The following is a 3,336-nucleotide window of genomic DNA, read 5'->3' on the forward strand; positions in this document are numbered from 1 at the left end:
ATTTATAGCCTTATTTACAAAATATATTTCAAATGTAGAAAATCTAAGGGAAATATTTATAAGTAGAAGTGTAATATTTAATGATATTATTAAATTTACTGGAAGTATATTTATATTTTTAGTTAATATGACTTTCTTTTTAACTCTTTATTATCATTATACAGGTAAAAAAATTTATATTAGTGATAATAAAAAGTTAAAAAGTTATAAAAAATCAATGGTACAAAATATAGCTAAAATAATTATTATAGTTATGATTATTCCAATAGAAGCGATGGAATATTCTATTAATAGTGAAGAAGTATATAATTCTAATTTATTTTATAATACAGTAGCGGTAGCCCATAGAGGAGGATCTTTATTAGCTCCAGAAAATACTTTATCAGCTCTTAAAGTAGCTATTGATAGTAAAGCAAAATATGCAGAAATTGATGTGCAAGAAGCTAAGGATGGTACTTTAGTTTTAACTCATGATTCTAATTTTAAAAGAACTACTAAGGTTAATAAAAATATTTGGGAAGCCACTTATAATGATATTTTAAATTATAATGCAAGCAGTTATTTTAATGATAATTTTAAACATGAAAACATACCTACTCTTGAGGATGCTTTAAAATTTTGCAAAAATAAAATAAAGTTAATTATAGAAATAAAATTTCATGGACATGAAAAAGAAAATATAGTTAAAAAGATAATTCATTTAATAAATGAAAATAAAATGTGTGATGATTGTTTAATAGCTTCTAATAAAAAGGAAATATTAAAAGAAGTGAAAGAGATAGATTCTAATATAGGTACATGCTACATAACCTTACTAGCTTATGGAAAATTTTATGATTTAGATTATATAGATGTATTTGCTATAGAAGCTACTTTTGTAAATAATAAAGTAGTTAATAAGATTCACAATGAAGGTAAGGAAATATTTGTATGGACTATAAATAAACGAGATAAAATGGAAGAACTTATGGATTTAAATGTGAATGGTATAATAACAGATAATCCTTATTTAGTATTAGATGCTTTATACTGGAAAGAAAATAGCTTTGTAAAAGAAGTAGCAGACTATTTCTTTTACAAAAATGTATAACAATAATTAATAAAAGCACAGGATTTTCTGTGCTTTTTAAATTACAATTCATTTAATAAAAAAATGAAAAATTTATTTATTTGTTACTTTTTTTGTATATTCACAAGCTGAAATTGCAAAGGGAAAAACAACTGTTATAATAAAAAGCCAAAAGAAAATTTTTATTATATTATTTGTAATAAAAAAACTAATTATAGGTAAAAAAAGCCATGCTCTATTTGAAAATATTTTTTTTATTTTAGTATACATTTTATTAGTCTCCTTAACTTTGTAATACTATAAAACTATAACATAGATTAAAAAAATAATTTTATTTTTATCTTTAAATTGCAATTTTTCGTCTTGAAATAATTAATACATAATTTATTTTAAAAATTTATATTTTTTTAGTATTTAAAATTATAAATTAATTTAATAATATTTTTCATAAACAGGTTTAAAGGTGAAAAAGTAAGAATAGGGATGTATAATGAAAGAAAAAAGGAGGAATTGAAAATGGATGAGAAATTATTTGTAAAAATTACAAAAAGAGCCCATAAAATAGCTAAACAAATGAAAATTGATTTTCCAGATATAAATTATAGAGCAGAATTTATAATTTGTTTTAAAATGCTTTATGAAGAAGTAGAGAAAATTAAGAAAAGTGTAAATATTAAAATTAAAGATATAATAAAAAAAGAAAATAAATTTAAAACTATTAAAATGAGAAAAAAAGAAATTAAAGATAAATTTGAAGAAAATAATAATACTAAAAATATTGAAAAAAATAAATTAAAATCTAATGAATTTAATAAACATATTAAGAATAAACAAATTAATTCAAAGAAAGAAAGTAATTATATTAAAGGATCTAAACATTTAATAGATAAAGGTGAAATTGAAATATTAAATGTTTTTAAAGATAAAGAAATAGAAATGATAGAATACATATTTGTAAATAGTGGTATAGTTGAAGTTACTACTAAAGTCACTTTAGTATGTAATATATTAAAACATACTAGGCGAAAAGAACTTCAAGCTATAGATACGTATAAAATAGATACCATTCATAAAACCATTAAAGAAGAAGTAGAAATAAGGGAATATACTTATTTGCTACCTACAAAAATAGAGAAAAATTAGATAGATATGTTCCAAAAAAGATTTTGCAGAGATAACTAAAAATACTTTAATTATTAAAATATAAAAAAGCTAGAAAGTAAAAAAATCTAGCTTTTTTTATGTTTAATTATGTTTTAAAGTTAATAAATTTCTAAAATATGTATAAATTTTACATTTCATATAGAAATTATCTTCTAATAATACTAAAATAATACTAAGGGTTACTTTAAAATTTGGAGGTGTAAAATGAGTTTAAGTGTTGAGAAAATTAATAATGCCTTAGTATTACAAGGAATTACTTTGCAAAATTTAGCAGAAGAAGCTGATGTTACCAAAAAAGAAATTATTAGTTTTATGAGAGAAGAAGGTTTTACTTATGATTTTGAAGAAGGTTTTTTTATAAAATCTGATGATTTACAGCAAGATCTATTACAAAGAGTAAAAGAATTAGAAAAACAACAAAAAGAAATATTAGAATTACTTAGTAATACTAATACCATTAAAAAAGAAAACAAATTAGATTTATCTTTATGTACTGAAGAGAGAATTCAAAAATCTTATAAGTTATCCAAAACAACTGCTGAAAAGTTTTCTGAATATTGTAAGAATCACAGAGAATATAGAGTACAAGACTTAATAACTTTAGCCTTAGAGCAGTTTATGGAAAAAAATAAGTAATACTAAATAATATTAAGTGATTCTAAATAAGAAGCCAGTAAATTTATACTGGCTTCCTTTTTACTTAAAGCTATATGTGGATTTATCTATAGATATATTTAGCATATGAGAAAAATAGGATTTACTTCTATAAGCACTAATAATTATTTTAAAGGGAGTATTATTACATCCAATTATAATAATGTTTCCTGAATTATCTCTGTATATTTTTTTTATATCTTTAAAATAAAATATATAATATCCAATGATTATTCCATTTTTAAAACTTCCAGTAGCTCTATTTAAAAGTTCATTTCCATACATTACAGTATGCTCTTTTACTTTAAAAATTTTTATTCCAGTTTTAAAATAAGGTTTTACAATTATTCCAGATGTATTTGAAAAAAATGCAATCATTATAAATGTAAAAAAAATAATAAATAAATACAATTTATATTTAATATTTATTTGTCCAATAGGTTTAAATA

4 protein-coding genes and 1 pseudogene are annotated in these 3,336 nt (G+C 20.7%); 3 read left to right on the forward strand and 2 right to left on the reverse strand.

Annotated features, from left to right (window positions below; genetic code table 11):
- The coding region (locus GBZ86_RS14015) for a glycerophosphodiester phosphodiesterase family protein (protein WP_268817444.1) at positions 1 to 1,090 on the forward strand (1,090 nt) is incomplete at its 5' end.
- A gap of 72 nt (positions 1,091 to 1,162) precedes the next feature.
- On the opposite strand, the gene GBZ86_RS17370 is transcribed toward GBZ86_RS14015, so the two are convergent.
- Positions 1,163 to 1,339: a hypothetical protein gene (locus GBZ86_RS17370; protein ID WP_170272271.1), complete on the reverse strand. Its 177-nt coding sequence runs from the start codon at positions 1,337 to 1,339 to the stop codon at positions 1,163 to 1,165.
- A 246-nt stretch (positions 1,340 to 1,585) separates the two neighbouring features.
- Between GBZ86_RS17370 and GBZ86_RS14020 the strand changes: the two genes are divergently transcribed.
- Complete coding sequence (locus GBZ86_RS14020; RefSeq protein WP_152891678.1) at positions 1,586 to 2,212, forward strand: hypothetical protein; 627 nt, start codon at positions 1,586 to 1,588, stop codon at positions 2,210 to 2,212.
- 225 nt (positions 2,213 to 2,437) lie between these two features.
- Positions 2,438 to 2,869, forward strand: coding sequence for a hypothetical protein (locus tag GBZ86_RS14025; protein WP_152891680.1), 432 nt, complete (start codon positions 2,438 to 2,440; stop codon positions 2,867 to 2,869).
- A gap of 60 nt (positions 2,870 to 2,929) precedes the next feature.
- Here GBZ86_RS14025 and GBZ86_RS14030 read toward each other — a convergent pair.
- Positions 2,930 to 3,336 (reverse strand): annotated as a pseudogene (locus GBZ86_RS14030) (hypothetical protein); the annotation flags it as partial.

It is taken from the genome of Clostridium tarantellae, from assembly GCF_009295725.1.
In the GTDB taxonomy this organism is placed as follows: Bacteria; Bacillota; Clostridia; order Clostridiales; family Clostridiaceae; genus Sarcina; species Sarcina tarantellae.